The 26,155-nt window shown below is 76.9% G+C and carries 24 protein-coding genes and 1 pseudogene; 19 read left to right on the top strand and 6 right to left on the bottom strand.

Annotated elements, in window-relative coordinates; genetic code table 11:
- Positions 1–98 precede the first annotated feature (98 nt).
- The 4 genes from ACRYM2_RS06780 to ACRYM2_RS06765 are packed head-to-tail and all read left to right on the top strand — an operon-like array spanning position 99 to position 4,706.
- The gene (locus tag ACRYM2_RS06780) at positions 99–1,433 is read left to right on the top strand and encodes an ABC transporter substrate-binding protein (RefSeq protein WP_432520907.1); all 1,335 of its coding nucleotides are present in this window, start codon (positions 99–101) and stop codon (positions 1,431–1,433) included.
- Positions 1,430–2,368: a carbohydrate ABC transporter permease gene (locus ACRYM2_RS06775; protein ID WP_432520904.1), complete on the top strand. Its 939-nt coding sequence runs from the start codon at positions 1,430–1,432 to the stop codon at positions 2,366–2,368. Before ACRYM2_RS06780 ends, ACRYM2_RS06775 begins: the two co-directional genes overlap by 4 nt.
- Entirely contained in the window at positions 2,365–3,240 is an 876-nt protein-coding gene (locus tag ACRYM2_RS06770; protein WP_432520902.1) for a carbohydrate ABC transporter permease, read from the top strand. The genes ACRYM2_RS06775 and ACRYM2_RS06770 overlap by 4 nt, the downstream gene beginning before the upstream one ends.
- Positions 3,237–4,706, top strand: a complete 1,470-nt coding sequence (locus ACRYM2_RS06765; RefSeq protein ID WP_432520900.1) for a YcaO-like family protein — start codon at positions 3,237–3,239, stop codon at positions 4,704–4,706. Before ACRYM2_RS06770 ends, ACRYM2_RS06765 begins: the two co-directional genes overlap by 4 nt.
- A gap of 10 nt (positions 4,707–4,716) precedes the next feature.
- On the opposite strand, the gene ACRYM2_RS06760 is transcribed toward ACRYM2_RS06765, so the two are convergent.
- A complete protein-coding gene (locus ACRYM2_RS06760) occupies positions 4,717–5,808 on the bottom strand; it encodes a polysaccharide deacetylase family protein (protein ID WP_432520898.1) in 1,092 nt (363 codons plus the stop codon).
- Positions 5,805–6,134 carry a hypothetical protein gene (locus ACRYM2_RS06755; protein ID WP_432520895.1) on the bottom strand — a complete coding sequence of 110 codons (330 nt, stop codon included), beginning with the start codon at positions 6,132–6,134 and terminating at the stop codon, positions 5,805–5,807. The genes ACRYM2_RS06760 and ACRYM2_RS06755 overlap by 4 nt, the downstream gene beginning before the upstream one ends.
- Before the next feature lie 377 nt (positions 6,135–6,511).
- On the opposite strand from ACRYM2_RS06755, the pseudogene ACRYM2_RS06750 reads away from it, so the two are divergent.
- Positions 6,512–6,829, top strand: a pseudogene (locus ACRYM2_RS06750) (STAS domain-containing protein); the annotation flags it as partial.
- 50 nt (positions 6,830–6,879) lie between these two features.
- Here the strand turns inward: ACRYM2_RS06750 and nucS are convergent.
- Positions 6,880–7,575 carry an endonuclease NucS gene (nucS, locus tag ACRYM2_RS06745; RefSeq protein WP_432520893.1) on the bottom strand — a complete coding sequence of 232 codons (696 nt, stop codon included), beginning with the start codon at positions 7,573–7,575 and terminating at the stop codon, positions 6,880–6,882.
- A gap of 234 nt (positions 7,576–7,809) precedes the next feature.
- Here nucS and ACRYM2_RS06740 point away from each other — a divergent pair, with 234 nt between their 5' ends.
- From ACRYM2_RS06740 to ACRYM2_RS06730, 3 genes are read left to right on the top strand one after another with little or no spacing between them, the layout of a single operon-like run.
- Positions 7,810–8,103: an Rv1322 family protein gene (locus ACRYM2_RS06740; RefSeq protein ID WP_432520891.1), complete on the top strand. Its 294-nt coding sequence runs from the start codon at positions 7,810–7,812 to the stop codon at positions 8,101–8,103.
- 37 nt (positions 8,104–8,140) lie between these two features.
- Entirely contained in the window at positions 8,141–9,244 is a 1,104-nt protein-coding gene (locus ACRYM2_RS06735; protein ID WP_432520889.1) for a threonine aldolase family protein, read from the top strand.
- Positions 9,237–9,947: an alpha/beta hydrolase gene (locus ACRYM2_RS06730; RefSeq protein WP_432520886.1), complete on the top strand. Its 711-nt coding sequence runs from the start codon at positions 9,237–9,239 to the stop codon at positions 9,945–9,947. Before ACRYM2_RS06735 ends, ACRYM2_RS06730 begins: the two co-directional genes overlap by 8 nt.
- A gap of 34 nt (positions 9,948–9,981) precedes the next feature.
- Here ACRYM2_RS06730 and ACRYM2_RS06725 read toward each other — a convergent pair whose 3' ends face one another.
- Positions 9,982–11,103, bottom strand: coding sequence for a coiled-coil domain-containing protein (locus ACRYM2_RS06725; protein WP_432520884.1), 1,122 nt, complete (start codon positions 11,101–11,103; stop codon positions 9,982–9,984).
- A 152-nt stretch (positions 11,104–11,255) separates the two neighbouring features.
- Here ACRYM2_RS06725 and ACRYM2_RS06720 point away from each other — a divergent pair, with 152 nt between their 5' ends.
- Positions 11,256–11,594 (top strand): thiamine-binding protein, encoded by a 339-nt coding sequence (locus ACRYM2_RS06720; RefSeq protein WP_432520881.1) that lies wholly within the window; start codon positions 11,256–11,258, stop codon positions 11,592–11,594.
- Between the two features lie 22 nt (positions 11,595–11,616).
- Here ACRYM2_RS06720 and ACRYM2_RS06715 read toward each other — a convergent pair whose 3' ends face one another.
- Positions 11,617–12,072, bottom strand: a complete 456-nt coding sequence (locus ACRYM2_RS06715; RefSeq protein ID WP_432520879.1) for a DoxX family protein — start codon at positions 12,070–12,072, stop codon at positions 11,617–11,619.
- Between the two features lie 250 nt (positions 12,073–12,322).
- Between ACRYM2_RS06715 and ACRYM2_RS06710 the strand changes: the two genes are divergently transcribed.
- From ACRYM2_RS06710 to ACRYM2_RS06700, 3 genes are all read left to right on the top strand, one after another.
- Positions 12,323–12,994: a hypothetical protein gene (locus tag ACRYM2_RS06710; RefSeq protein ID WP_432520876.1), complete on the top strand. Its 672-nt coding sequence runs from the start codon at positions 12,323–12,325 to the stop codon at positions 12,992–12,994.
- Positions 12,991–14,040: a DUF8094 domain-containing protein gene (locus ACRYM2_RS06705; RefSeq protein WP_432520874.1), complete on the top strand. Its 1,050-nt coding sequence runs from the start codon at positions 12,991–12,993 to the stop codon at positions 14,038–14,040. Before ACRYM2_RS06710 ends, ACRYM2_RS06705 begins: the two co-directional genes overlap by 4 nt.
- A 70-nt stretch (positions 14,041–14,110) precedes the next feature.
- Complete coding sequence (locus ACRYM2_RS06700) at positions 14,111–15,076, top strand: co-chaperone YbbN (RefSeq protein ID WP_432520873.1); 966 nt, start codon at positions 14,111–14,113, stop codon at positions 15,074–15,076.
- A 46-nt stretch (positions 15,077–15,122) separates the two neighbouring features.
- Here ACRYM2_RS06700 and ACRYM2_RS06695 read toward each other — a convergent pair whose 3' ends face one another.
- A complete protein-coding gene (locus ACRYM2_RS06695; protein WP_432520975.1) occupies positions 15,123–16,742 on the bottom strand; it encodes an ABC-F family ATP-binding cassette domain-containing protein in 1,620 nt (539 codons plus the stop codon).
- Positions 16,743–17,032: 290 nt separating this feature from the next.
- Between ACRYM2_RS06695 and ACRYM2_RS06690 the strand changes: the two genes are divergently transcribed.
- The 7 genes from ACRYM2_RS06690 (at position 17,033) to ACRYM2_RS06660 (ending at position 26,107) form a co-directional block, all read left to right on the top strand.
- Positions 17,033–18,439 carry a serine hydrolase domain-containing protein gene (locus tag ACRYM2_RS06690; protein ID WP_432520870.1) on the top strand — a complete coding sequence of 469 codons (1,407 nt, stop codon included), beginning with the start codon at positions 17,033–17,035 and terminating at the stop codon, positions 18,437–18,439.
- 40 nt (positions 18,440–18,479) lie between these two features.
- Positions 18,480–19,910: an aromatic amino acid ammonia-lyase gene (locus ACRYM2_RS06685; protein WP_432520868.1), complete on the top strand. Its 1,431-nt coding sequence runs from the start codon at positions 18,480–18,482 to the stop codon at positions 19,908–19,910.
- A gap of 196 nt (positions 19,911–20,106) precedes the next feature.
- On the top strand, positions 20,107–21,159 hold the full coding sequence (locus ACRYM2_RS06680; RefSeq protein ID WP_432520866.1) for an ABC transporter ATP-binding protein: 1,053 nt from the start codon (positions 20,107–20,109) through the stop codon (positions 21,157–21,159).
- Entirely contained in the window at positions 21,156–21,815 is a 660-nt protein-coding gene (locus tag ACRYM2_RS06675; RefSeq protein ID WP_432520864.1) for an ABC transporter permease, read from the top strand. Before ACRYM2_RS06680 ends, ACRYM2_RS06675 begins: the two co-directional genes overlap by 4 nt.
- 3 nt (positions 21,816–21,818) lie before the next feature.
- Complete coding sequence (locus ACRYM2_RS06670) at positions 21,819–22,541, top strand: ABC transporter permease (protein ID WP_432520862.1); 723 nt, start codon at positions 21,819–21,821, stop codon at positions 22,539–22,541.
- 77 nt (positions 22,542–22,618) lie between these two features.
- Positions 22,619–23,554 (top strand): ABC transporter substrate-binding protein, encoded by a 936-nt coding sequence (locus ACRYM2_RS06665; protein ID WP_432520859.1) that lies wholly within the window; start codon positions 22,619–22,621, stop codon positions 23,552–23,554.
- A 168-nt stretch (positions 23,555–23,722) separates the two neighbouring features.
- Positions 23,723–26,107, top strand: coding sequence for a glycoside hydrolase family 9 protein (locus tag ACRYM2_RS06660; protein WP_432520857.1), 2,385 nt, complete (start codon positions 23,723–23,725; stop codon positions 26,105–26,107).
- Positions 26,108–26,155 lie beyond the last annotated feature (48 nt).

The raw sequence follows: 26,155 nt of genomic DNA, 5'->3' as shown, positions 1-26,155 counted from the left end.
GGGGCAGCTGCTCGCTACCGTGGCGACGCCGTTGCCGACCACCCGTCGCGTCACCCCAGCAGGTGCCCCGGGCACCTGCGTGGACCTCGGAGTTGAACATGCAGTTCCGATCGCGCACCCGTCCCGCCCGCCCGCCCGGCACCTCCCGCCGCGCCGTCCTCGGCGCCGGTCTCGGCGCCACCACCGCTGCGGGGCTCACCGCCTGCAGCGGCTTCTCCACCCCCAGCTCCGGCTCGGGCTCCGGCTCCGGTGCCTCCTCCGACGAGATCACCATGATCACGTGGGCCTCGGACGCCGAGGCGGCGGCCTTCCAGGCGCTGGCCGACGGCTTCCGGGCCGAGACCGGCACCACCGTGAAGCTGCAGGCCGTGCCGTACTCGGAGGTCCTCACGGCCGTCGACACCGGCCTGCGCACCGACAGCCCGCCCGACCTGTTCCGGGTCAGCTACACCGACGTGGCCGCCTACCGCGCGCAGGGGGTCCTGGCGGACCTGCCCGACGCCGCCGAGCTGGAGCCGTCCTTCCTGCCGGCCTTCTGGAGCGCCGTCACCGACGACGAGGGCACCTTCGGCGTCCCGCACCACACCGACACCTCCATGGTGCTGCTCAACACCGCCGCGGTCGCCTCCGCGGGCCTCGGGGCGCTGCCGACCACGCTGGAGACGGCCTGGACGTGGGAGCAGTTCAGCGACGCCCTGACCCGGGTGCAGCCCTCGCGCGCCGACACCTACGCCTTCGCCGCCAACTGGCAGAACGCGGGTGCCTACCGCTGGCTGAACTTCGTCGACCAGGCCGGCGGCCGGCTGCTCACCGAGGACCTCGACGCCGTCACCACCGACGACCCCGGCGCGCTGAAGGCGCTCACCTACACCCGGGACCTGTTCCGCAAGGGCCTGACCCCGCAGAACGCCTCCGCGCGCGGCCAGGCGGCCAGCGACCTCTTCCTCAACCAGACCGTCGCGATGGCCTTCGCGGGGGACTTCCTGCTCTCCGAGATCGAGGGCGGCGGCTTCGAGTACCAGGCGACGTTCCTGCCGCGCGACGTCAACGCCTCCGCCGACCTCGGCGGCAACGCGCTCGTGGCCGTGGAGGCCAGCCCGAACAAGGAGGCGGCGCTGGCGTTCGTCTCCTACTGCGCCCAGGCGCAGCAGATGGGGGACTTCTGCGCGGCCGCCACCGTGCTGCCCACCCGCAGCGACGTCGACCCGGCCGCCCTGGCCTACTCGGTGCGCCCGGACCTCATGGAGCTCTACGTCCAGCAGGCCAGGGCCATCCGCGAGCCGCTGGTGCAGCAGGTCGTCGTGCCCAGCTTCAGCGCGATCAACGCCCAGCTGCGCGACCGCCTCGACGAGGTCTTCCTCGGCGGTGACGACGACCGGGCCGCCCTGCGGCGGATCACCGACGGCGTCGCGTCGGTGCTCAGCACCCCGTGACGGCGCCGCCGGCGACGACGACGGCGACCTCGGCGAGCGCACCCCCGGCCCTGCGGCGCCGGGCACCGGCGGTGCGCCGCTGGGCCACCTCCTACGCGCTGCTCGCCCCGGCGCTGCTGCTCTTCGGCGTCTTCGTGCTCTACCCCCTGGTGGGGGCGGTGCGGATCTCGCTGACGGACTCCAGCGGCATCGGCGAGGCCCGCTTCGTCGGGTTCGGCAACTACGCCGCCATGGCGGGCGACCCGACGTTCTGGCGGGCCGCGCTGAACACCGCGCTGCTGGCCGCCGTCTCCGTGCCCGTCAGCCTGCTGCTGGGCCTGGGGGTGGCGCTGCTGCTGCGCGACCGCGTCCCCGGCGGCGGGCTCTTCCGCGCCGTCTTCCTCGCCCCCTACGTCATCTCCGGCGTGGTGGTGGCGATGACCGGCCGCTGGCTGTTCGACCAGAACGTCGGCATCGTCGACCGCGTCCTGGGCGGGCTGGGGCTGCCCGCACCGGAGTGGCAGTCCGACGGCACCGCGGCCTCGGTGTCGGTGCTCGTCGTGCTGCTGTGGGCGCGCACCGGCCTCGCGGTGATCCTCTACCTCAGCGCCCTGCAGGGCATCGACGCCGACGTGCTGGAGGCGGCCGAGCTGGACGGGGCGAGCCCGCGCCAGCGGCTGCGGTTCGTGGTGTGGCCGCTGCTGCGGCCCACGACGTTCTTCCTGACCGTCATGCTCGTCATCGAGACCTTCCAGGTCTTCGACATCGTGTGGGTCATGACCCGCGGCGGGCCGGCCGGCGCCACGGAGCTGCTGGTCACCTACGCCTACAACCAGGGCTTCAGCGCCCGCCGCCAGGGCTACGGCTCGGCGATCGGCGTCGTCGTCTTCGTCGTGGTGCTCGCGGCGACGGTGCTGTGGTGGCGGGCCCAGCGGCGCTCGGAGGAGGAGCTGTGAGCGCCCAGGCCCCGGTGCGCCGGCGCTCCGGCGGGCCCGCCGGGCGCGGCCGCGGACCGCGGCGGCCCACCCCGGTCCGCCGGGTGGTGCTGCTCGCCGTGCTCAGCCTGGTGTGGCTGTTCCCGCTGTACTGGATGCTCGTCACCGCCCTGTCCCCGCGCGAGGACCTGGCCGCCGGGCGGGTGGGCCTGCTGCCCACCACGCTCGACGGCGGCGGCTTCTCGCGCGCGCTGACGCAGTTCCCCGTGCTGCAGTGGGCGACCAACTCCGCCGCCATCGCCGTGGTGGCGGTGGCGATCACGGTCGTCGTCGACGTCACCGCCGGCTACGTGCTCGCCAAGCACCGCTTCCCGGGCCGCGCGGTGGTGTTCTTCCTCATCATCGCCACGCTCATGATCCCGGTGCAGGTGCTGCTCGTCCCGCAGTTCGACCTCGTCAACGACCTGGGCTGGATCAACTCCTACTGGGCGGTGATCATCCCGCGCTCGGCGGAGGCGTTCGGGGTCTTCCTGGCGCGCCAGTACTTCCTGTCGCTGCCCGACGAGCTGCTGGAGGCCGCCCAGCTGGACGGCGCGGGCCAGCTGCGGACGCTGTGGTCGGTGGTGCTGCCGCTGTCGCGGCCGCTGGTGGCGGTGCTGCTCGTCATGACCTTCATGTACCGCTGGAACGAGTTCGCCTGGCCGCTGGTCGCGCTGCGCGACCCGGCGCTGTACACGCTGCCGGTGGGGCTGTCGTTCCTGCAGAGCCAGTACACGACCGACTACCCCGCCCTCATGGCCGGGGCCCTGGTCTCGGTCCTGCCGGTGCTGGTCCTCTTCGGCATCGCCCAGCGCCAGTTCGTCGCCGGCATCGCCCGCAGCGGGCTGAAGTGAGCAGCCCGCAGCCCGCCGGCGCCGGCCCCGCCGAGCGCTACGCGGCCGCGCTGCCGCCGGGGGAGCTGCTGGAGTTCGACCTCACCCCCTTCGACCGCACCGGCGTGCCCGTCACGGGCACCACGTGGCGGCCGGAGCCCGGGTCGCCGGTCTCCGGCCACGGCGTGGGCTACGGCGCCGACCGGGCCGCCGCCCGCACCGGCGCCTTCGGCGAGCTGGCCGAGCAGGTGCTGCTCGACCGGGCGCTGGCCGCCACCGCACCCGTGACGGGCAGCCACCGCGAGCTCGTCGCCGCGCGGGGGGCCGACCGCGTCGCGGACCCCGTCGAGCTCGTCCTGCCCGCCGGCAGCCCGTACACCCCCGACCGGCCGCTGCGCTGGTTGCCGGCCCGGCGCTGGCGCACGGGGGAGGAGGTCCTCGTGCCGGCCGAGCTCGCCGCCCCGCACGCCGCCGGGATCGCCGGGGGCCCGCCGCCCGGCGGCTTCCTCACCACGCCCGTCACCAACGGCATGGGCGCCGGGGACCGCCTGGAGCGGGCCGTCGCCCACGGCATCGGCGAGCTGCTGCAGCGCGACGGCAACACCGTCTCCTTCCGGGCCCTGGACACCGGTGTCCTCGTCACGGGGCTGGAGGACGACCCCGCCACCGCGCCGGTGCTGCGGCAGCTGCGCGCGGCGGGCCTGGAGGTGCAGGTCAAGCTGGCCTCCACCGAGCTGGCGGTCGTCGTGCACGCCGTCGCGGCCGACGACGACCCGGCCACCGCGCCGATGGCCGTGACCGCGATCGGGGAGGCGGCGGCCGCCGACGCCGCGGAGGCGGCCCGCAAGGCGCTGCTGGAACTGGCCTCCTCCCGGGCGCGCCGGGCCTTCGCCTTCGGCCCGCTGGAGGACGTGCGCCGGCACTGCCCGCAGTACGCCGCCGCTGAGCTGGCCGCCCCGCTGCCGGCCCAGGAGCCGCGCGCGCTGGCCGCGATGGCGGACTGGGCGCAGCGCTCGGCGGCCGAGCTGTCCGAGCTCGTCGCCCCGATCCGCCGGGTCACCGGGGGCGTGGCGCTCGCGGACCTGCCGCGGGCCCCGGCGCTGGACCCGGCCGGCGAGCTGGAGCGCTGGCTGCGGCGCCTGGCCGCCTTCGACGTGCTCGTCGTCGCCACCGAGGTCGCGACAGCGCACGGGCCGGTGCACGTGGCGAAGACCGTGGTGCCCGGTCTGGAGGTGGAGACGCTGTCCTACGACCGCATCGGCGAGCGGGTCCTGCGCCGGCTGCTGGAGCGCGGCTCACCGCTGGTCGGCCTCGGCGAGCCCGACCGGCCCGGCCGCCGGCGCGTGCACCTGACGGCGGCGGCCACCGAGCGCGTCGGCGGTCCGGCCTGGTTCGACGTCGAGCAGGCCCGCAGCACCGTCGGCGGGCTCTACCCGCTGTACCGCGAACCCGCCCGGCACGCCCCGCAACGCCTCGCCGGTTCCTGAGCGCTGCCGCTCAGGCGGCCGGCGGCGCCGGCAGGCGGGTCAGGGCCGTGTTGGAGGTCCACAGCCGCACCCCGGCGGCGGCCACGGCCCGGTCGCCGGGGGCGAGCGCGTCGAAGGGCGTCCCGCCCAGCCACGCCCAGGCGGCGGGCGGGCGCCCGGTGACCTCGGTGAGCCGCGCCAGGGGTTCGAGCACCTCGTCGGCGACCCGGGCGGGGGAGCGGACGTCGGCCGAGGCCGCGTGGGTGGCGGTGTGGGCGCACACCTCGTGCCGCTCGGCCAGGGCCGCGAGGTCGTCCCAGGTCATCGCCAGCCGCCCCGGCGGGTGCTCCAGGACCCCGTACTCGTGGGCGCGGGCGAAGGCGCGCTGCTGGTGCACCGGGACGTCGAGGAAGGCCGTCGGCGGGTAGAACCAGCCCACGAGCCCGGTCTCCTCCAGCAGGGGGGCCGCGCACTCCACCGCGCTGGCGAAGCCGTCGTAGAAGGCGAGCAGCACGCCCGGCCGCTGCGAGGGCCAGCGGCCGGTGTCCAGGTGGGCGTGCACGTCGGCGGCGGTCACGGGCGCGAAGCGCTCGGCGTACCAGTGCAGCTCGGCGCGCAGCTCCTCGCGGCGCGCCAGCGGGGTGTCGTGGTGGTTGACCACCCGCAGCACCCGCCCGCCGACGACGGCCTCGTGCACCCGGGCCGCCTCCGCGTCGCGCTCGGCGCGCGGGGGGACCCGCCAGCCCGCGGGCCGCCAGGCCGCCAGGGAGGCCGGCGGGCTCGCGGGCGCCGGGGCGGGGACCGGGCGCAGCTCCAGGTCGGCGAGGACGGCGAGGGCGTCCTGCACCGTGACGGCGGGGTCGGCGTCGGCGAGCACCGACCAGGCGGCGGCCAGCCGGGAGGCGAGCCGCGCGTCGTCCCCGCCGCCGCCGTGCGCGGTGGCCGCCGCGCCCCCGGCCACGCGCAGGTCCCCCCGCGCCAGGTCCTCCAGCGCCAGGTACGTCGCGACCCCGGCGCGCTCCTCGTCCTCGGCGGCCACCGCCCGCGCCGCGGCGAGCAGCACCTGCGCGTCCGGGACGCCGGGCGGGCGCCCGGGCGGGGGAGCGGGCGCGGGCCCGCTCACCGCGGCCCCGGCCCGGCGAGGATCTGCCGGGCCAGGCCCGCCTCGTCGGGGAAGACCATGACGCGCGGTCCCTCGGTGGTGGGTGCGAGGGTGGCGCGGATCCCGGCGTCGGTGAGGGTGCGCCGCTGCACCTCGGCCTCGACGAAGGTCGGCGGGGCCGAGACGACCTCGAGCAGGCCGTACTCCTCGCTGGTGCCCTGCTGCGGCCGCCGCTCGACGAGGGAGCGCCCGTGCGAGAACGTCCAGCGCAGCAGGAGCACGAGCACCCCGACCACCACGAGCGCGATGGTCGGGCCGAGCGCGTAGTGGTAGCTGCCCCAGGTCATGCCCACAGTGTCCTCAGCCTGCGCCGGAGCGCCACGGGGCGACGGCGTGTCGGGGGCCCGCCCCGCCCGCGGGCCGGTGCGACGGGACGGGAGGAGCAGGTCACCGTCCGGCAACGGCGAGCAGAAACCACCACTCTGCGGTACCGGCCGGTGGCAGAGTGTGCATGCAGTGGCTGTTCGGCGGAAGCACCCGTCACCTGGTGCAACCGATCGGACGTCTGCTGCGTCACACCGGTGATGATCGCTCGATCGGACCGGCGTCCTCGGGGGAGGAACAGATGACGATCCAGATCGCTGAACGGTCCGCGCCGCCCAGCGCCGCGGACGACGTGGTGGCCCGCAGGGCCGCCCGCACGGCGCCCGGCCAGGGCACCGTGCTGCGCGTGGAGGTGCCCGGGCAGGTCCTGCACGTGGGCGGGCGCCTCGACGTCCACACCGTGCCGGACGTCCGCGCGTCGCTGCACGCGGCCGTCGACGCCGGTTCCGGCGACCTCGTGGTCCACGTCGACGGCATCGTCGTCGCCGACGCCACGGGGCTCGGGGTCTTCGTCGGCGCGCACCGGCGCGCCCAGCGCTGCGACCGGCGCCTGGTGCTCACCGGGGTGCCGCTGCCGGCGCTGCGGCTGCTGCGGGTCACCAAGCTGCACCGCGTGCTGCAGGTCGAGGACGGGCCCGAGGCCGCGGCGGCCGAGCGCGCGGAGCGCACGGCGGTGCGCCGGGCGCGCGCCGAGGCCCTGCTGGGTGCTCAGAACAGCCGGGCGTCCACGTCGTCGATGCCGCGCAAGGCGTCGTAGTCCAGCACCACGCAGCGGATGCCGCGGTCGGTGGCCAGCGTGCGCGCCTGCGGCTTGATCTCCTGCGCGGCGAACACGCCGGTCACGGGCGCCAGCAGCGGGTCGCGGTTGAGCAGCTCCAGGTAGCGGGTGAGCTGCTCGACGCCGTCGATGTCGCCGCGGCGCTTGATCTCGACCGCCACGGCGGCACCGCGCGCGTCGCGGGCGAGGATGTCGACGGGGCCGATGGCCGTCATGTACTCGCGCCGCACCAGCGACCAGCCCTCGCCCAGCGTCGTGACGTGCTCGGCCAGCAGCTTCTGCAGGTGCGCCTCCACGCCGTCCTTGACGAGCCCCGGGTCCACGCCGAGGTCGTGCTCGGAGTCGTGCAGGACCTCGTGCAGCGACACCACGAGCCGGTCGTCGGTCTTGGTGTGCTGCACCGTCCAGGTCTCCTGCACGCCCGCCTCGCGCGCGTCCTCGTCGGGCACGGAGACGGTCAGCCGGGCCGGCGGGCTCATCCAGTTCAGCGGCTTGTACGAGCCGCCGTCGGAGTGCACCAGCACGCTGCCGTCCGCCTTGAGGACGAGCAGGCGCGTCGCGAGCGGCAGGTGGGCGGTCAGCCGCCCCGCGTAGTCGACGGAGCAGCGGGCGATGACGAGGCGCACGGGGGCCGAGCTTACGAGAGGCCGGGCCCGTCCCCGACCACGACGGGCGCCGCACCGTGGCCCCCGGAAGGGGGTGGTGGTCCCCTGTAACGAAACGGCGTCCCGCGACGAGTACCGCTCGAACCGGGCGCGGCCACGGTGGTGTGGAGGGGACACCACCGCGGCAGCGCCCGGTCGCGTCCCCCGGTCACGGCCTGCCCGTGCCGGGACGGCGGCTGCTGGGAGCATGGGGGCGTGCCCCGCGCGAACCGCCGCCGCCCCGACCCGCCGCCGCGGCTCCCGCTCGGCGCCGGCGTCGACCGCACCGTCTCCGGCCCCGACGGCGACTGGGTCGTGCGCGAGCTGCGCGGCACCACCTCCACGAAGACCTACCGCTGCCCCGGCTGCGCCCAGGAGATCCCGCCCGGCGTGCCGCACCTGGTGGTCTGGCCCTCGCGGGGCACCTTCAGCCCCGCCGACGGGGCCAGCGAGCGCCGGCACTGGCACCGCTCCTGCTTCGCCTCCCGCGGCCGGCGCGGGAGCTGGTGAGCGCACGGGCCGCGCGGCCACGGGTTACGTTGCCCCGGTGACGAGCACAGTCCCGACCACCGGCCCGGCCCGCCTGCACGACCCGGCCGTGCGCGGCTTCGCCAGCGACAACGCCGCCGGCATGCACCCCGAGGTGCTCCAGGCCCTGGCGGCCGCCAACGGCGGCCACGTCGCCAGCTACGGGGCCGACCCCTACACCGCCGCGCTCACCGAGAGCCTGCGCGGCCACTTCGGCGCCGACGCCGAGGTCGCCGTCGTGCTCACCGGCACCGGCGCGAACGTCACCGCGCTGCAGGCGCTGACCCGGCGCTGGGAGTCGGTGCTCTCCAGCGACCAGGCGCACGTGCTGCACGACGAGGCCGGCGGCCTGGAGCACGTGGCCGGCACCAAGGTCGTGCCGCTGCCGAGCACCGACGGCCTGGTCGACCCGGGCGCCGTGCAGCCCGCGGTCGAGGCCGCCCGCAGCCTCATGCGCGCCCCCGTGGGCGCCCTCACCCTCACCCAGAGCAGCGAGTTCGGGACGACGTACTCCCTGGAGCACCTGCGCGACCTCGTCGACGTCTGCCACCGCCTCGACGTGCGGGTCCACGTCGACGGGGCGCGGCTGTCCAACGCCGCCGTCTCCCTGGGCGTCGGGCTGGGGGAGACGACCACCCACCTGGGGGTGGACGCGGTGAGCCTGGGCGGGACCAAGAACGGCGGCGGCTTCGCCGAGGTCGTCCTCGTGCGCGACGCGGCGACGGCGCCGGGCCTGGCGCGGCTGGTCAAGCCGACCATGCAGATGTCCTCGAAGACCCGCTTCGTCTCCGCCCAGCTGCTGGCCCTCTTCGGCGGCGACCTGTGGCAGCGCACCGCCGGGGCCGCGAACGCCGCCGCGACCCGGCTGGCCGCCGTCGTCACCGCCGCGGGGGCGAGCGTGACGCGGCCGGTGCAGGCCAACGCCGTCTTCGCCGCCCTGCCGCGCGCGGTGGCCGAGCGCGCCGCCGCCCGCGTGCCCTTCCACGTCTGGGACGACACCTTCGGCGGGGACGCGGTCGAGGTGCGCCTGGTCGCCAGCTTCGACACCACCGACGCCGACGTCGACGCCTTCGGCGCGCTGCTCGCCGAGGAGTTCGCCGCCGCCGGGGCAGCGCGTGCCTGAGATCCGCTCCGACACCGTCCTGCCCGCCCGGCGCGAGGAGGTCGAGCTGCACACCGCCGACGGGCTCGTGCTCGTCGGCGAGCTCGCCCTGCCGGCCGAGCGCGACCCCGTCGCCACGCTCGTGACCCTGCACCCGCTGCCCACCTCCGGCGGCTTCATGGACAGCCACGTCCTGCGCAAGGCGGCCAACCGGCTGCCCGCGCTGGCCGACCTGGCGGTGCTGCGCTTCAACACCCGCGGCACCTCCAGCCCTCGCGGCACCAGCGGCGGGAGCTTCGACGCCGGGCGCGCCGAGCGCCACGACGTCGCCGCCGCGCTGGAGTTCGCGGAGTTCCACGACCTGCCGCACGTGTGGCTGCTGGGCTGGTCCTTCGGCACCGACCTCGCCCTCGTCCACGGCCGCGACCCGCTCGTGGAGGGGCTGCTGCTGCTCTCGCCGCCGCTGCGCTGGTCCACCCCGGAGGACCTGCGGGCGTGGGGGGAGACCGGCCGCCCCGTCACCGCCCTGGTGCCGGAGCTGGACGACTTCCTGCGCCCCGACGAGGCGCGCGAGCGCTTCCGCGCGCTGCCGCAGGCCGAGGTCGTCGGCGTCGAGGGCGCCAAGCACCTGTGGGTCGGCGAGAACGCCGTCCGCCGGGTCCTCGACGAGGTCGTCGCGCGGGTGAACCCGGCGAGGTCCCCGCTGCCGACGACCTGGCCCTGAGGAGCGCGCCGGCCGGCGCGCGCGACCGCGCCGGTCAGCCGGCGCTGGCCGCCTGCTGGGCACGGGTGGTGGACAGGTCCACGACTTGCCCGCCCGCGTCCTCCTCGTGCTCGAGCGAGCGCGCCGGCAGCTCCGGGGCCAGGCCCAGCAGCCCGCGCAGGTCGTCCAGCTGGTCGGTGATCTGGTCGCGCTGCTGCATGAGCTCGTCCACCTGCGCCTGCGCGCTGGCCCGGCTCAGCTCCGCCTGCTCGCGGGCGGACTCCACGACGTGCTGGGCGCGGGCGCGCGCGTCGGCCAGCAGCTCGTCGGCCTCGCGGCGGGCGGTCTCGGCGCGCAGCGCGGCCTGCGCGACGGACTCCGCGCGGATGGCCTCGGCGGCCTGCACGGCCTCCTCGGCGCGCTCCTCGGCGGCGGCGGCGCGCTGCTCGGCCTCCGCGATGCGGGCCGCGGTGCGGGCGGCGGCGACCTCCAGGCGCTGGCGGTCCTCCTCGGCGGCCTTCTCGCGGGCGGCGGCCAGCGCGAGCTCCTGCTCGCGGACCGCGGCGTCGGTGCTGGTGCGCAGCTCGATGACCTCGCGCTCGACCTGGGCGCGCAGCGCGGTCACCTGGCGCTCGGTGGCCGCCAGCTGCTCCGCGGCCTCGTGCTGGGCGCTGGCGCGCAGCTGCTCGGCGGTGCGCTGGGCCGAGGCGGTCAGCTCGGCCGCGGTGCGCTGGGCGGCCTCGACCATCCCGTCGGCCTGGGCCTTGGCGCGGGAGACGATCTCCTCGGCGTCCCGGCTCGCCTCGCCGGTGCGGCGGCGGGCGTCGTCGTCGGCCTGGGCGCGGGTGGCGGCGGCCTCCGTGCGGGCCTCCTCGCGCAGCCGGTCGGCGTCGCGGCGGGCCGAGCGCAGGATCTCCGAGGACTGGTCCTCGGCCAGCCGCAGCAGCTTCTCCATGCGCGCGCCCAGCCCCGCGTACGAGGGCTTCTCGTGCTCGCGCAGCTCCTTGTGGGCGTCCGCCAGCTCCGCCTGGACCTGCTGCACCTCGTGGTCGCGCTGCGCCAGGCGCGCGCGCACCTCGGCGAGGGCCTCCTCCAGGTGCTGCAGGCGGGCGTCGACCTGGCTGCGGTCGTAACCGCGGACGACGACGCTGAACGCGTCGTTGGAGTCGGTGGACACCGGCGGACCTCCGGGCTGTGCGTCGAGTGGTGCGTGGGTGGTGCGTCAGGCGTGCGGAGCGCTCCCGGCGCCCCTGCAGGGTATCCGCGACCGCACCGGCGGCGGGCCGCCGACACGGCGACAGCCCGGCCGCCGGGCACTACCGTCGAGGCGTGATCGTCGCCTTCTCCGTCGCCCCGTCCGGTGGTCCCTCGCCCGAGGGCGACCCCGGCGGCGTGAGCGCCGCCGTCGCCGACGCCGTGCTCGTCGTGCGCTCCTCGGGGCTGCCGCACCGCACCGACTCCATGTTCACCACCATCGAGGGCGGGTGGGAGGAGTGCATGGACGTCGTCCGCCGCGCCTGCGAGGCCGTCGGCCGGCACGGGCCCCGCGTCTCGCTGGTGCTCAAGGCCGACATCCGCCCCGGTCGCACGGGGGAGATGACCGGCAAGCTGGAGCGGCTGGAGGCCGCCGTCGAGCGCGCGCAGGGCGAGGCCGGCCGCGGGCAGTGACGCCCGCGGCCGGGGGCGCCGCTCAGCGGCGCAGCAGCACCCGGTCCGCCGACCAGCGGCCGGCGCCGGTGGAGACCAGCAGCAGGCCGACGGCGGCGAACAGCAGGGCGTTCTCGCCGTTGACCTGACCGTCGACGAGGAAGCCCTGCGGAGCGTGCGCCAGCAGCCACACGCCCGCCATCTGCAGCACGAGCAGGGCGCCGGCGACGCGGGTGAGCAGGCCCAGCAGGAGCAGCGCGCCCAGGCCGACCTCCCCGAGGACCACCAGCCAGCCGGCGAGGTCGGGGGCGGGCACGCCCAGGGAGGCGGCCATCCCGGTGGCACCGCCGGGGTTCGACAGCTTGGGGACGCCGTGGACGAGCAGCAGGGCGCCCACGGCCAGGCGCAGCAGCAGCAGACCCGCCGACGCGGAGGCCGAGGCGTGCACCGCGGAGGGGCCGGACAGCCGGGGGCGGGTGGTGGAGGCGGTCGTGGTCATGGTCGTTCCTCTGCGTCGGGAGGGGACCGCGGAGCGGTCCCGCGGGCGGGCACGAGGTGTCGCGGCCTGACGTGCGACGGGACGTGGCGGGAGCCTCCGGGAGGCTCCCGCACCCCCACCACGAGGCAGCCCCCGCACCGGTTCACCCGTCCGGGTGCCGCTCCGGGCGGGCCGGGGGCCGCGCGCGCACCCCGTAGGGTGGCTGGCCGGACCGCCGCCCCGGCCCGTTCCCCCGGAAGGACGCCACCCCGTGAGACGCCTGCTCGCCCGGCTGCTGCTCGTCGCCGGGCTCGGCTGCGCGGTCGCCGGCGCCCTGCTGCTGACGGTCCTCGCGCCGCCCGCGCACATCGACGTCGCCGAGGAGTCGGCCGACCCCGGCGTCGCCGTCGTCAGCGCCCCCGGGCTGCTGGAGCTCAGCGGCCCCACCGCCCGGGTGCGCGCCAGCGCCCCCGCGGGCACGGACGTCTTCGTCGGCGTCGCCCGCGCCGTCGACGTCCGGGCGTGGCTGGCGCAGGCCCGGCACACCGAGGTGACCGCCGTGGCGGGGACGCTGGAGGAGCCCGCCGCCCGCACCCGCGTGCAGGGCGAGGGCGCGGCCGCCGACCCCCGCGCCGCGGACATCTGGCTGCAGACCAGCACCGGCGACGCGAGCGCCGAGCTCACCTGGTCCACGGCCGGCGACGACGACCTCGCCGACGCCGGCGGGGTGGTCGTCCTGGCCGCCACCGACGGCTCGGCGCCGGCCCCGCAGCGGGTGGACTTCCGCTGGCGGGCCGAGGGGGACGCCGCCGAGCACCCCGCCGGCACCCCCCTGCTCGTGGCCGGCGCCGTCGCGGCCCTGCTCGGGGTGGCCGGCGTCCTCGTCACCGCCCGCCGCGCCCGGCGCGCGGCGGCCCGCCCCGGCACCGGGAGGCGCGCGTGAAGCGCACCGGCAGCACCACCGGCAGCACCACCGGCGGCACCACCGGCTCGGGCGTGCGCGCCCTGCTCGCCGGCGCCCTCGCCTCGGCGCTGCTCGGCGGCTGCGCGCAACTGCCCGCGACGAGCGCGCCCGCGGCCGGGGACCGGGCGCCGCTGGTCGTCGAGCCCGTGCAGGCCACCCGCGTCGTCGCCGCGGCGAGCGAGGTGCTGCGGGCCGGTGCCGACCCGGCCACCGGCGACCCGCAGGCGCTGGCCGCCCGGGTCACCGGCCCGGAGCTGGACCTGCGCACCGCCGCGCGCACCGTCGCCGCCGCGGGCGCGACGCCGGCGGCCACCGGCGGCGCCGACGACTTCGAGGCGATCACCTCGGTGCTGCCGCGCAGCGCGCAGTGGCCGCGCTGGTTCGCCACCGTCAGCGCCGGCGGCGCCGACCAGCTGCCCTCGGTCGTCGTCTTCCGCTCCGGCTCGGCCCGCGAGCCCTTCAAGGTCTGGGCCACGCCCTCGCTGCTGCCCGGGGTGAGCCTGCCGACCCTGGCCGCCCCCGCCGACGGCGTGGCGGCCGTCGCCGTCGACGAGGGCACGAACCTGCCGATGAGCCCGCAGGAGGTGGCCGACCGCTACGGCGACGTGCTGACCCGGGGCGCGGACAGCGAGTTCGCCGGGCAGTTCGCCCCCGACGGCTACCGCAGCGGCGTGGCGGACTCGGTGGCCCGCGAGCGGTCGTCGATCGAGGCGGGTGGCGGGACCTTCACCCAGGAGCGCACGGTGCTCGCGGACGGGGTGCTCGGCGTGCGCACCCGCGACGGCGGTGCCCTCGTCGTCGCCGGCTACCGCTGGAGCACGACCCTGGACGGGCCGCCGGACGGGATCAGCGGGCGCCTGGACCCGGTGCTGGCCGCGCTGGCCGGTCGCGAGCAGGCGCTGGGCGCGAGCGTGGTGCGCGAGGAGGTCGTCGTCTTCTCGGTGCCGCCGGGCGAGGCCGGCAGCGGGCGCACGGTGGCCGTGGTCGCCGCGCAGAGCGGACTGGTCTCGGCCCAGGCCCGCTGAGCCCCGGGGGCCGGTGCGCCCGCGTGATCCGCGCGGCGGCGGCGCGGGCGTGCGTGAGAAGGTACCGGCCATGACTCAGCAGCCGACTCCTCCCGGCGCCAAGCTCAACCTGCGCGGAGCGGTGGACCTGGGCGCGCTCGCCGCTCGCAACTCCCGCCGCGAGGAGGTCGCCCGCCGGGCGGCCGCCGGCCCGGAGGCCGCGACCGCCCGTTCGCCCTTCGTCGTCGACGTGACCGAGGAGACCTTCACCGAGGTCGTCCAGCAGTCCGTGGAGTTCCCGGTCGTGCTGGACCTGTGGGCCGAGGGCTACGACACGGGCGCCGAGGCCCTGCAGTCCCTGGCCGACGAGTTCGCCGGCGCGTTCCTGCTCGGCCGCGTCGACGCGCAGGCCAACCCGCAGCTGGCGCAGTCGCTCGTGCAGTCGCTGCAGGCCCGGGCGATCCCGCTGGTGGCGGCGATCGTCAAGGGGCAGCCCATCCCGCTGTTCACCGGTTCCTACCCGAGCGCGGAGGAGATCCGGCCGGTGCTGGAGGAGGTGCTGCGGGTGGCCGAGGCCAACGGCGTCACCGGCCGCGTCGCGGGCGGGGCCGCCGAGGCCCCCGAGGTCCCCGACGAGCCCGCGCTGCCGCCGCTGCACGCCGAGGCGCTGGCCGCCGTGCAGACCGGGGACCTCGACGCCGCCGCGGCCGCCTGGCAGCGGGCGCTCGCCCAGGACCCCCGCGACAGCGCGGCGACCGAGGGCCTGGCCCGCGTCGGGGTGCTGCGCCGGCTGCAGGGCGTGGACGCCACCGCCGCCCGCGCGGCGGCCGCCGACGCGCCCGACGACGTCGCCGCCCAGCTCGTGGTCGCCGACCTCGACCTCGCCGGCGGTCACGTCGAGGACGCGTTCGCGCGCCTGCTCGGCCTGGTCCAGCGCACCGCCGGCGAGGAGCGCGACAGCGCCCGCACCCACCTGCTGGAGCTGTTCAGCGTCGTGGGGGCCTCCGACCCGCGGGTCGTCAAGGCCCGCCAGGCGCTGGCGCGCGCCCTCTTCTGAGGACGCGGCCCCCCTCGGGCCGCACCGCCCTCAGACCGCACCGCCCTCAGGCCGCACCGCCCAGCTCCAGCACGTCCCCCCGGAAGCGGCGGCGGAACCGGCGGTCGTGGCTGACGACCACGACCGCGCCGGGGAACTGCTCGATCGCGGCCTCCAGCTCCTCCACGAGCGCGGGGGCCAGGTGGTTGGTCGGCTCGTCGAGGAGCAGGACGTCGTGGCGCTCCGTCAGCAGCCGGGCCAGCTCCAGCCGGCGGCGGCCGCCGGTGGACAGCTTGCCGACGGCGGTGCCGATCCGGTCGGGCGCGAACAGGCCCGTGGCCAGCAGGCGGCGAGCGTGCTCCTCGGCGCCGCCGCGCCGGCCGGCCGCGAACGCCGCCAGCAGCGACCGGCCGGGGTCGCCCGCGTCGGGGTCCTGGCGCAGCAGGCCCGTGCGCCCGCGCCGGTGCACCGTGCCGCTCGTGGGTGCCAGGGTGCCGGCGAGCACCTCCAGCAGCGTGGACTTGCCCGAGCCGTTGGGGCCGGTGACCAGCAGCCGGCCGGTGCGGCCCAGGTCCACGTCCACGCTCGCCAGCCGGCCGCTCACCGCCACGCCGTCGGCGCGCAGGCTCCCGCGCGCCGACCCCGCCCCCGGGGGCAGGGCGAAGCGCAGCGGCGGCGGCGGGACCGGCACCTCGGCCGCCTCCAGGCGGCGCAGCCGCTCGGCGTTGGCGCGCACCCGCGCGCTCACGGACTCCTCCACGCGCCCGCCCTTGAAGTCGTAGCCCATCTTGTCGCCGTCGGGGCGCTCGCGGGCGGGGGCGACGCGGCGGGCGACGGCGTCGCCGGTGGTGCGCAGCCGCTGCACCTGCTCCTCCCACTCGGCGCGGGCGGCCTCCCAGCGCCGCCGGGCCGCGGCGCGGGTGGCCAGGTGGGCCTCGTAGCCGCCGGGGTGGCGCTGCAGGCCGCCGTCGAGGGCGGGGTCGACCTCCAGCAGCTCGGCGGCGACCGCGTCGAGGAACTCGCGGTCGTGCGAGACGACGACGGTGGTCCCGGAGCGGGCCCGCAGGTGCTGTTCCAGCCAGCGGGCGGCCTCGTCGTCGAGGTGGTTGGTCGGCTCGTCCAGCAGCAGCACCTCCGGCGCCGACGCCAGCAGCGCCGCCAGGTGCAGGCGCGAGCGCTGCCCGCCCGAGAGGGTGGCCAGCGCCCGCGAGCGCTCCAGGCCCGCCAGCCCCAGCCCGGCGAGGGCCCGCTCGACGCGGGCGTCGGCCTCGTAGCCGCCGCGCAGCTCGAAGGCGGTCTGCGCCTCGCCGTACGCGGTGAGCAGCGCGGGCAGGTCGGCGGGGCCCCTGCCGTCCACGTCGAGGCCGGGAGCGCTCATCGCCGCCTCCAGCTCGCGCTGGCGCGCGGCCAGGCGGCGCAGGTCCGCGAGCGCGGCGTCGACGACGTCGCCGACGGTGCTGCCGGCCGGTGCGCCGGCGTCCTGCGGCAGGTGCCCGACGCCGCCGGCGGCGGTGACGAGCACGCGGCCGGCGTCGGGGGCCTCGGTGCCGGCCAGCAGGCGCAGCAGGGTCGACTTGCCGCAGCCGTTCTCGCCGACGACGCCGGTGACGAGGCCGGGGGCGAAGGCGGTGCTGACCTCGTCGAGGACGACGAGGTGGTCGTAGCCCTTGCGCACCCGCTGCAGCACCAGCGCGGTGACGGTGCCGGCCGCGGTCCGGGCGCCGGGCGTGGGGATGGGCGGGGTGCTGGGCGTGGGGATGGGCGGGGTGCCGGGCGTGGGGGTGGTGCGGACGGGCACGGGGGCTCCTGGGGACGTGGGCCGGTGACCTCCGCGCGGTGCGCGGGGGCCGGGGGACCGGGGCACGTCAGCTGAGCACCGCGCTCGCTCCTCGTCTCGACGCCAGGACCCCTCGATGCTGCGCCGGTGCGCGCGGGGAGCGCAACGCCTTTCCCGGGCGCGGTCGTAGAGTCGGCGCCGTGAGCACTGGAGCCGCCCCCGAGGTCCGCCCGCGCACCCGGCTGCCGCGCACGAGCCCGTCGGAGCAGGGGGTGGACGCGCGCGGCGTCGACGCGTTCCTGGACGCCGTCGAGGCCCTGCCCGGTGTGGAGCTGCACGGTCTGCAGGTGCTGCGGCACGGCGCCGTCGTCGCCGAGGGCTGGTGGGCGCCGTACGGGCCCGAGCGCCCGCACCTGCTGTACTCGGTGAGCAAGAGCTTCACCGCCACCGCCCTGGGGTTCGCGGTCGCCGAGGGGCTCGTCGACCTCGACGCCCCGGTGCTGTCGTACTTCCCCGAGCTGGACGCCGACGTGACCGACGAGCGCTCGCGGCGCACCCTCGTGCGCCACGTCGCCGCGATGGCCAGCGGTCACCGCGAGGAGACGATCGAGCGGGCGCTGCAGGACCCCTCCGGCGACGTCGTGCGGGGCTTCCTGCGCCTGCCGCCGGAGGCCGAGCCCGGGACGCTCTTCTGCTACAACCAGCCCTGCACCTACTCCGTCGCCGCGATCGTGCAGCGCGCCTCGGGCCAGGGCCTGGTGGAGTACCTGCGGCCGCGGCTGCTCGACCCGCTGGGCGTCGGCGAGGTCGGCTGGGTGCGCGACGGCTCCGGCCGCGAGATCGGCTTCTCCGGTCTGCACGCCACGACCGAGGACGTCGCCGCGCTGGGCCAGCTGCACCTGGCGGGCGGGCTGTGGGCGGGCGGGCGGCTGCTGAGCGGGGAGTGGGTCGAGGAGGCCACCCGCTCGCACGCGGACACCTCCGAGCACCCGGACGCCGACTGGCAGCTGGGGTACGGGTTCCAGTTCTGGCGCTCCCGGCACGGCTACCGCGCCGACGGCGCGTACGGGCAGTTCGCCCTCGTGCTGCCCGAGCAGGACGCCGTCGTCGCGATCACCTCGCAGAGCACCGACACCCAGGCGCTGCTGGAGGCGGTCTGGGAGCACCTGCTGCCCGCGCTGTCGGACCCGCGGCTGCCCGCGGACGCGGCGCAGCGCGAGCAGGCGCTGCGCGAGCGGCTGGCCGCCGCGCAGCTGCCGCCCGTGCCCGACGCGGGCGGGGACCTGCCGCAGGGGGGGTTCCGCCCGGCCCGGGGCAGCGAACCGGCCTCGCTGAGCGCGCTGCGCGTGGAGGGCGAGGAGGTCGTCCTCGTCGACTCCGGCGAGGAGCTGCGCCTGGCCGTGGGGCGCGGCCGCTGGGCCGGCACCGGCCCGCTGGCCGTCTCGGGCAGCCCCTCGCGCCTGGACGTCGTGTTCGCCGAGACCCCGCACCGGCTGCACCTGCGGCTGGAGGAGCGGACCGGGGAGTTCCACGGCGCCTGGCGGACGGCGCCGCTGCACGCGCCGGCGCTGTCGAGGCTGCGCTCGCCGCTGCCCGGCCGCGGCTGAGGCGGGCGGGGCGGCGGCGGCCGGGCAGGGGGAGCAGCGCGTGCTCGTGGACGGACCCGGCGACCTGGACCGCGCCGCGCTCGAGGCGGTCGCGGCGGGGGAGGGCGTCGAGCTCGGCGAGCGGCTGCTGGCCGGGCTCGCCCGCTCGCGCGCGGCCGCGCTGGCCGCGCTGGCCTCCTCCGGTCCCGTCTACGGGGTCACCACCGGCATGGGGGCGATGGCGGGCATCGCCCTCGACGAGCAGGCCCGCGCCCGCCACCAGGCGCACCTCGTCGTCGGCCGCGCCGTGGGCTCGGCGCCCTGGCTCCCGCGGCGCGAGGTGCGGGCCGTCCTCGCGGTCCGGCTGCGCACCCTGCTGCACCCCGAGGCGGGCGTCTCGCCGCAGCTGTGCCGGCGCCTGGCCGCGCTGCTGGAGGCCGGGGTGCACCCGCGGGTGCCGGCGCGCGGCAGCGGCGCGGCGGGGGAGATCGTGCCCCTGGCGCACCTGGGGGCGGTCGTCCTGGGCGGCGAGCGCACCGGCGCCGACACCCTGGAGGGCGGCTGGCTGCCGCCGTTCGAGCCCGGCGCCAAGGAGGGCGTGGCCCTGCTGGAGGGCGTCCCCGTCGCGACGGCGCTGGCGCTGCTGCGCGCCGCCGACACCCGGCTGCTGCTGCGCCAGGGCGCGCTGGTGCTGGCGGCGAGCGCGGAGGTGCTGCGCGCCAGCCACGACCCGCTGCACCCGGCGGCCGCGCGCGGGGACGAGGTCCTCGCCGCGGTGGCCGCGCAGCTGCGCAGCCACCGCCCCGCCGGGGACGTGCACGGCCTGCAGGCGCCGGTGTCGGTGCGCGTGGGCGCGCCCGCGCTGGCGCTGGCGCAGCGCCGCCTGGACGCGCTGCTCGAGGCCGTGGACCGCGCGCTGGAGGGGGTCAGCGACTCCCCGGCCCTGCTGGAGGGCGCGTTCACCGGCACCGCCGGCTTCGCGGGCACCGAGCTGGCGGCGGGGCTGGACGGCCTGGTCGCCGCGCTGGTGCACCTGGCCGACACCAGCGCGGCGCGCACCCACCGGATGCTGGACCCCCGCCAGACCGGGCTGCCGCCGCAGCTGTCCCCGCAGCCGGGCGTGCACGCGGGGCTGGTGGCCGTGCACAAGCGCGCCGTCGGGGTCGTGCACCGGCTGCGCCGCTTCGCGCTGCCCGCGCTGAGCGGTGCGGTGGAGACCTCGCTGGGGCAGGAGGACGTGCAGAGCTTCGCCCTGGAGGCCGCCGAGTGCGCGGGCGAGGCCGTCGCGGGCCTGCGGGAGGTGCTGGCCGTGGAGCTGCTGGCGGTGCACCGGGCGCGGCTGCTGCGCGGCGGGCTGGTGGGGCTGGCCCCGGCGGCGACCGCGGCGCTGGACGCCGTGGCGGACCAGCTCGGCGACGACGTGCTGGACCGCCCCTACGGCCGCGACCTGGACCGGCTGGGCGAGCTGCTCGCCGCCGGCTGGGGCGCCTGAGGGCGCTCCGGGTGCGGACCGCCCGGGCGGGTGCTGCACTCGTGCCCCGGCCCGGCCGCGGGGCGAGCCGGGCAGCTGTCGGACGGGCCACGTACAGTGGCACGCCCACGACCTCCCGGCCCACCGCCCGAGCTCTCCACCCGCACGCCAGACGGCGCGCCCCGGCGCGTCGCGGTCCAACCACGGAGCCGCCGCTGTGATCACGTTCGAGGCCGTCCGCAAGCAGTTCCCCGACGGCACCGTGGCCGTGGAGCACCTGGACCTCGAACTGCCCGCGGGGCGCACCACCGTCTTCGTCGGCCCCTCCGGCTGCGGCAAGACGACCTCGCTGCGCATGGTGAACCGGATGGTCGAGCCCACCGGCGGCCGGGTGCTGCTGGACGGGCGCGACGTGCGCGAGCAGGACGCGGCCGCGCTGCGGCGGGGCATCGGCTACGTCATCCAGCACGCCGGCCTCTTCCCGCACCGCACGGTCGTCGACAACGTCCTGACCGTGCCGAGGCTGCTGGGCCGCCGCCGGCAGCGGGCGGCCGCGATCGAGCTGCTCGAGCGCGTCGGGCTGCCCGCGGCCTTCGCCGACCGCTACCCCGCGCAGCTGTCCGGCGGGCAGCAGCAGCGCGTCGGCGTCGCCCGCGCGCTGGCCGCCGACCCGCCCGTGCTGCTCATGGACGAGCCCTTCAGCGCCGTCGACCCCGTCGTGCGCGGGCAGCTGCAGCAGGAGTTCCTGCGCCTGCAGGCCGAGCTGGGCAAGACGATCGTCCTGGTCACCCACGACATCGACGAGGCCGTCGTCCTCGGCGACCGCATCGCGGTGTTCCGCCAGGGCGGGCACCTGGCCCAGGTCGGCACCCCCCGCGAGCTGCTGACGCGGCCCGCGGACGCCTTCGTGCGCGACTTCGTCGGCCGCGACCGCGGCTACCGCGGGCTGTCGTTCGAGGGCACCGAGGGGCTGCGGGTGCGCCCCCTCGACGAGGCCGGCGGTCCCGTCCTGCTGCTGGACGCGGCCGGCCGGCCGCTCGGCTGGGAGGGTGCCGGGGTCCCGGCGGGTGCCGCCGGGCCGCCGGGCACGTTCGGCCCCGGCGACTCGCTGCGCACGGTGCTCGACCTCGCCCTCACCTCCCCGGTGGGCGTCGCGGTCCGCGTCGACGGCACCGGCCGCGCCACCGGCCTGGCCCACCACCGCGACGTCGTCGAGGTGCTCGAGCAGCGCCGGGCGCTGCCCGCCGCCTCCGGGGGGCCGCTGGCGTGAACTCGGTGCTGGAGTACCTGCGCGGCAACCACGCCGCCGTCCTCGACGCGCTCGGGCAGCACGTCGTGCTGTCGGTGCTGCCGCTGCTGATCGGCGCGGTGGTCGCGCTGCCGCTGGGCTACCTGGGGGTCCGCTTCCCCTGGCTCCACCAGCCGCTGCTCAACGTCTCCGGGCTGGTGTACTCGATCCCGTCGCTGGCGGTCTTCGTGACCCTGCCCTACCTGCTGGGCACGAGGATCCTGTCCCCGGTGAACATCGTCGTGGCGCTGGCGATCTACACGGTGGCGCTGATGGCGCGGACGGTCTCCGACGGCCTGCGCTCGGTCGACCCGGCGCTGACCGAGGCGGCCACGGCCATGGGCTACACCCGCACCCGGCGCCTGCTGGGGGTCGAGCTGCCGCTGGCCCTGCCCGTCGTGCTGGCGGGCCTGCGGGTGGCGGCGGTCTCGAACATCTCCCTGGTCAGCGTGGGGGCGCTGCTGGGCGTCGGCGGCCTGGGCGCGCTGTTCACCCGCGGGCTGCAGCTGGCCTACCCCGCGCCCATCGTCGTGGGGATCGTGCTGTCGGTGCTGCTGGCGGCGGTCGCCGACCTGCTGATCGTCGCGCTCCAGCGCGCCACCACCCCGTGGACGCGCCTGGCGGAGAGGAGGTCCTGAGCCGTGGACGACACCCCGTACCTGCTCGACGCCTCGCACTGGGACTGGTCGGTCACCGGCAGCATCCCGCACCTGCTGCTGGCCCACCTCGGCTACACGGCCCTGTCCGTGCTGGTCGGCGCCCTCATCGCCCTGCCGATCGGCATGCTCATCGGGCACACCGGCCGGGGGGCGTTCCTGGCCATCAACGCCGGCAACGCCGGCCGCTCGCTGCCCACGCTGGGGTTGCTGAGCCTGCTCGTGACGCTCATGAGCATCGGGTTCCTGCCCGTCCTCATCGCGCTCGTCGTCCTCGTCGTGCCGCCGATCCTCACCTCCACCTACGCCGGACTGCGCTCGGTGGACCCGAGCGCGGTCGACGCCGCGCGGGGGATGGGCATGAGCGGGTCGCAGGTGCTGCTGCGCGTGGAGCTGCCGATGGCCCTGCCGGTCGTCTTCGGCGGTCTGCGCGCCGGTGTGCTGCAGGTCGTCTCCACCGCCACCGTCGCCGCCTACACGGGCCTGTCCGGGCTCGGGCGCCTGCTCGTCGACGGCCTCGCGCTCAACGACTACGGCCGCGTCGTCGCCGGCGCGGTCGTCGTCGCCGCCCTGGCGATCGTGCTGGACCTGCTGCTGGGCCTCGTGCAGCGCCGGGTCGTCTCCCCGGGCATCAGCGGTCGCGGCCTGGGGCGTTCGCGCCCCGCGCGCCCCGTGGCCGGCTCGCCCCTCGACGCGGAGGTCCTCTGACCCGCACCAGCGCACCGCCCGCACCGACCGCAGGACCCGCAGGACCCCCCGAGAAGAACCGTCTGGAAGGCACGAAGATGAACCGCAGGAGCATGCTCGGTCTCGCCCTCGCCGGTGGCGCCACCCTGACCGTGGCCGCCTGCGGCGGCGGCGGCGACCCGCTGGCCCAGGAGACCGCCGACAGCGGCGGCTCCACCTCGACCTCGGCCGTCATCATCGGCTCGGCCAACTTCCCCGAGAGCGAGCTCATCGCCGAGATGTACGCCCAGGTGCTGGAGGGCGAGGGCGTGCAGGTCCAGCGCAAGTTCAACATCGGCGCCCGCGAGGTGTACCTCAAGGCGCTGCAGGACGGCTCCATCGACCTGCTGCCCGAGTACAACGGCGCCCTGCTCGCCGCCCTCGTCGACGGCGGCGCCCCGCAGGGCGTCTCCAGCCCCGAGCAGGTCTACGACGCCCTCCAGGACGTCCTGCCCGAGGGCACCGAGACGCTGCAGCAGTCGGCCGCCGAGGACAAGGACACCCTCACCGTCACCGCCGCCACGCAGGCGCGGTACTCGCTGACGAGCATCGAGGACCTCGCCCCCGTGGCCGGGGAGCTGGTCTGCGGTGCGGGCCCGGAGTTCCAGGAGCGCTACCAGGGCCTGATCGGGCTCGAGGAGCAGTACGGCGTCACCTTCAAGGAGTTCCGCCCCCTGGACGCCGGTGGGCCGCTGACCATCGGGGCGCTGACCGACGGCACGATCCAGGTCGGCAACGTCTTCTCCACCGATTCGGCCATCGAGACCAACGACCTCGTGGTCCTGCAGGACCCGAAGAACCTCTTCCTCGCGCAGAACATCCTGCCGCTCATCCGCTCCTCGAAGAACGACCAGACGATCAGCGACGCGCTCGACGCCTTCTCGGCCAAGCTGACGACGCAGAACCTCACCGAGGCGCTGGCCCGCGTCCAGGTGGACAAGAAGGACAGCGCGTCCGTGGCCCGGGAGTTCCTGGCCGCCAACGGCCTGGCCTGAGGGCCCCGGGCGCCCGGTCGCGGTGGTCCGCACCGCCGCGACCGGGCGCCGCCGCGCCGGGCCGGGCACGCGGTGTGCGGGCTGTGCGTCGGCATTGACAGACGGCGACCGACGGGTGAGGCTTCCTCCACGCGCTCTGAGAGCGCTCTCAATGAGGAGGGAACACCCGTGCCTTCGCACCCCCGGCGGAAGCGCCGCGCCCGCGCGATCACCGCGGCCACCGCACTGCTCGTCCCCGCAGGTCTCCTGCTCGCCCCGACGGCGGCACAGGCCGCCGACCAGATCGTCAACGGCACCTTCGACGACGGCACCACCGGCTGGACGATCTACCCCACCGCCTCGGTGCAGGACGGTGCCGGCTGCACCACGGTGCCCGCCGGCAGCGCCGCCTACAGCGCGGCGATCCAGCAGGAGGTCCCGCTCGTCGCGGGCGAGAGCTACAAGCTCACCTTCCGCGCCCGCAGCACCCCCGCCACCAGCGGGCCGGTGCGCGTGGTCGTGCAGGGCGGCGCCGACGTCAACTACCAGCAGTTCCTGCCCGCGGACAAGCCCGCCTTCGAGACGGCGTTCGGCACCCACGAGTACTTCTTCACCGCCGAGCGCGACTACCCGAACGCGCAGCTCGCCTTCCAACAGGACATCGTCAACCCGGTCGGGTACACCCTGTGCGTGGACGACGTCGTGCTCGAGGGCGGCGCCGAGCGCCCGCCGTACGTGCCCGAGACCGGCCCGCGCGTGCGGGTGAACCAGGAGGCGTACCTGCCGCAGGGGCCCAAGGGCGCCACCCTGGTCACCGACGCCACGAGCCCGCTGCCCTGGCAGCTGAGGAACGCGGCCGGCGAGGTCGTCGCCGAGGGCAGGACCACCCCGCGCGGGGTCGACCCCAGCGCCGGGCTCAACGTCCACACCGTCGACTTCGGCCGCTACGCCGAGGCCGGCACCGGGTACGTGCTCGTGGCCGACGGCGAGACCAGCCACCCGTTCGACATCGGCGAGGCCGCCTACGAGCGGCTGCGCGACGACGCGATGACGTTCTTCTACACCAACCGCAGCGGCACCCCGATCTCCGACGAGCTCGCGCCCGGCTACGGCCGCGCCGCCGGCCACGTCGGCGTGGCCCCCAACCAGGGCGACACCGCGGTCCCGTGCCAGAGCCTGGACGACGACTCGCAGGAGCTGCTCGTGGCCCAGGGCGACGAGCCCTGGACCTGCGACTACACCACCGACGTCACCGGCGGCTGGTACGACGCGGGCGACCACGGCAAGTACGTCGTCAACGGCGGCATCTCCGTGGGCCAGCTGCTGCAGCAGTACGAGCGCAGCCTGCACGCGCCCACCGCGGACCGCCGGGCGCTGGCCGACGGCACGCTGAGCATCCCCGAGGCCGGCAACGGCGTGCCCGACGTGCTCGACGAGGCGCGCTGGGAGCTGGAGTGGTTCCTCAAGATGCAGGTCCAGCCGGGCCGCGAGCACGCCGGCATGGTCTTCCACAAGGTCGCCGACGTGAACTGGACCGGCCTGCCGCAGGACCCGGCCACCGACCCGCAGCCGCGCGTGCTGTACCGCCCCTCGACGGCGGCGACCCTCAACGTCGCCGCGACCGCGGCGCAGGGCGCGCGCCTGTTCGCCCCGTACGACAAGGCGTTCTCGAAGCGGCTGCTGGCCGCGGCCCGCACCGCGTACGCGGCGGCGCAGGCCACCCCGGACCTGTACGCCCCGGCGCCGGACGCGGCCCTGGACCCCAACCCGGGCAGCGGGCCCTACGACGACGACGACGTGTCGGACGAGTTCTACTGGGCGGCCACCGAGCTGTACCTGACCACCGGCGAGGCGCGGTTCCGCAAGGACGTCCTCTCCTCGCCCGTCCACACCGCGGACGTGTTCCCCGCCGAGGGCTTCGACTGGGGCCACGTGGGCGCGATGGCCCGCCTGGACCTGGCCACCGTCCCCAGCAAGCTGAACAAGGCGGAGCTGCGCGCGGTGCAGCGCTCGGTGGTCGAGGCCGCCGACCGCCGCCTCGCCGACCAGGCCGCCCAGCCGTTCGGCCAGGCGTACGCCCCCGAGGACGGCCGGTACGCCTGGGGCTCGAACGCCCAGATCCTCAGCAACCTGCAGGTGCTGGGCACCGCGTTCGACCTCACCGGCCGCGACGAGTACCGCGACGGGGTGGTCCGCAGCATGGACTACCTCTTCGGCCGCAACGCGCTGAACAACTCCTACGTCACCGGCTACGGCGACGTGTACTCGCGCAACCAGCACTCGCGGATGTACGCGCACCAGCTCGACCCGTCGCTGCCGAACCCGCCCGCGGGCACGGTGGCCGGCGGCCCGTACTCGCCCACCGCCACCAGCGGTGACCCGATCACGGCGCCGCTGTTCCCGGACGGGTGCGCGCCGCAGTTCTGCTACGTCGACGACATCGGCTCGTGGTCGACCAACGAGATCACGATCAACTGGAACGCGCCGCTGGCGTGGGTGGCCTCGTTCGTGGCCGACCAGGACGCCGGCCGCGACGACGGCCGGCGGGGCGGGGGGCACGGCGGGAAGCCCTGACCCGCCCTCCGCACGCACCGCGGCCCCGGCCGGAGCTCGAGCTCCGGC

Origin of the sequence: Kineococcus aridisoli (genome assembly GCF_050871885.1) — a bacterium.
GTDB lineage: Bacteria > Actinomycetota > Actinomycetes > Actinomycetales > Kineococcaceae > Kineococcus.
This window is presented reverse-complemented; position numbering and strand designations above follow the sequence as displayed.